The organism is Mesorhizobium sp. M4A.F.Ca.ET.020.02.1.1 (assembly GCF_004022645.1).
Lineage (GTDB): Bacteria > Pseudomonadota > Alphaproteobacteria > Rhizobiales > Rhizobiaceae > Mesorhizobium.
The window spans coordinates 1-2196 of the sequence record NZ_RZOI01000878.1; the positions used below are offsets into that span (position 1 = coordinate 1).

Genomic DNA, 2196 nt, shown 5'->3' on the forward strand with positions numbered 1-2196 from the left:
GATCTATTCGGCCGACGTGTCCACCGCCGATATCACCGAGATCACCGCGGAAGGAAGCCCGTGGATGGCCACGGCAGCCACCAATCCGGCCGTCGTCGGCGCGGTTTCGGTGCGGGCCGCGGCCAAGCTGATCGCCGGCGAGGATCCGGGCCACAACATCGTCGTCAAGCCGGTGCTGCTGACCCAGGAAGAACTGCGCAAGAACGGCATCAAGACGGTCGAGGACCTCGACGCCAAGCTTCCGGCCTTTGGCCAGAGCGACGCGGCCGCCGCCAGCTGGATCCCATCCAACTGATCTCTTCTCCCTCGCCTCGGGGGAGAAAAGAAATTGCCTGAAAGCTTGGCTCCCCTTTATTCGCCTGAGCGGTTCACTGTTTCACGGAACCAGTGAACCGCTCTATCTCTTTGTTTTGACGCAATTCCGGACGGAAAACCGTTTCACACTTTTCCTGGAATTGCCCTAACCTAACCGCCGCTGATTGCCGTCAGGATAAAAACCTCGGTGCCGGGCGCGAGCCTGGTTTCAAGGGTCGCTCTCTCGCCATCGACGAAGACGTTCATATGGCGGCGGATCGCTGGGCGGGAATCGCAGATTCGGTCGCGCATGCCGGGCCAGCGCGCGTCCAGCCCGTCGATCATTTCCTTCGTGGTCGAGGCCGGCAGTTCGACCCGGCGCGGCGCGCCAGGAAACAGGTCGATGAGCACGCCCGGGAGCCGCGCGACGACAAGGGGCACACTGTCGGCGGTGGCGTTCGACATTTGCGTTACTAGCCCACCACCATCGCCTCGACGGACAGGATCGCGGGCAGATGCTGAGCGATCTCCGACCAGTTTTCGCCTTCGTTGGCACTGGCGAAAAGCGAGCCGCCGCTGGTGCCGAAATAGACGCCGGCCGGCTCGAGGCTGTCGGTCGCCATAGCTTGCCGCAACACGCCTGCGTAGCAGTTCTCCTGCGGCAGGCCCTTGCGCTCGTCCATCCAGGTGGCGCCCGCATCCTCAGTCTTCCAGACCGCCGCCTTCGCGTCCGGCACATAGCGGCCGGCACTGTCGCCATTGAGCGGCAGAAGGAAGAGCGTGTCGGCGTCGCGCGGATGCGTGGCCGCAGGAAATCCGAAGGTCGAGGGAAGGCCCTTCTCGATGCTCTGCCAGTTCTTGCCGCCGTCGTCGGAGCGGTACATGCCGCAATGGTTCTGCTGGTAGAGCCGATCGGGCTTGCCGGGCGCCATCACCAGGCAGTGCACGCACTGGCCGAACTCTGGATAGTTTTGTCCTTCGGGGAGGAAGTCGGCGCGGGTGCCGCGGTTGCGCGGCTCCCACGTCTGGCCGCCGTCCCAGGTGTAGAACACGCCCGCGGACGAGATGCCCACCCAGATCTGCTCCTTGTCCCTGGGGTGCGTGACGATGGAATGAAGGATGAGGCCGGCGCCTCCCGGGGTCCAGTCCTTGCGGCTTGGGTGACGCTGCAGGCCCTCGATGTGGCTCCAGGTGGCGCCGTCGTCGTCGGAGCGAAACAGGCCGGCCGGCTGCACGCCGGCATAGAGGCTGCCGTTGCGCCTGGCGAGGCTCCATACCGCTTTGATCGGTTCCTCGCCAGCCTCGTAGGCCAAGCCCTCGCTGGAATGCGTCCAGGTCTCGCCAAGGTCGTCCGACTTCCAGACCGCCGGACCGAACCACTCGTTGCCGCCGGCGCCGTAGATCGCGCCGGTCTCGGGGTCGCCGACGACATGGTTCATAGGCCAGTGCTCGCAAAACGGACCGCGCAGCTTCCACGACCCGCGCTTGCCATTGCTCTCGGCGATGAAGGCGCCTTTTTTCGTGCCGATGAGGACCAGGACTTTTTCCGGCATTTTCTCCTCCCGTTGCATACCTACCATCAAGGACGGCGGAGCGCGGGCCTAGCCGACAGGGTCAGAGACTTTTTTGCAGTCTAACCCCGTCGAGGCCAAAGTGAGAAGATATGCCGCCGCAATTGCGGACGGAAAACCGCAACACACTTTTCCTGGAATGGCTCTCAACGCTTCTTTCCGAGGCCGAAGGTCGCCGCCAGCGCGCCGACCAGCACGACACCCTTGACGAAGTCCTGCGTGTAATAGGGGGCATTCAGCATGGTGAGGCCGTTGAGCAGCACGCCGACGAAGATGGCGCCGACGACGGTGCCGATCACATGCGGGCGGCGCTTGTCGAGCACGGCATAGC

2 protein-coding genes and 2 pseudogenes are annotated in these 2196 nt (G+C 64.1%); 1 reads left to right on the plus strand and 3 read right to left on the minus strand.

Annotation, left to right across the window (positions count from 1 at the left end; genetic code table 11):
• Window positions 1–295: pseudogene (locus EN742_RS32485) on the plus strand (sugar ABC transporter substrate-binding protein); the annotation flags it as partial.
• Window positions 296–465: 170 nt separating this feature from the next.
• Here EN742_RS32485 and EN742_RS32495 read toward each other — a convergent pair.
• The 3 genes and pseudogenes from EN742_RS32495 to EN742_RS32505 all read right to left on the minus strand — a co-directional run.
• The gene (locus EN742_RS32495) at window positions 466–759 is read right to left on the minus strand and encodes a MoaD/ThiS family protein (RefSeq protein WP_126054358.1); all 294 of its coding nucleotides are present in this window, start codon (window positions 757–759) and stop codon (window positions 466–468) included.
• Between the two features lie 8 nt (window positions 760–767).
• On the minus strand, window positions 768–1847 hold the full coding sequence (locus EN742_RS32500) for an exo-alpha-sialidase (protein WP_126054359.1): 1080 nt from the start codon (window positions 1845–1847) through the stop codon (window positions 768–770).
• A 164-nt stretch (window positions 1848–2011) separates the two neighbouring features.
• Window positions 2012–2196 (minus strand): annotated as a pseudogene (locus EN742_RS32505) (ABC transporter permease); the annotation flags it as partial.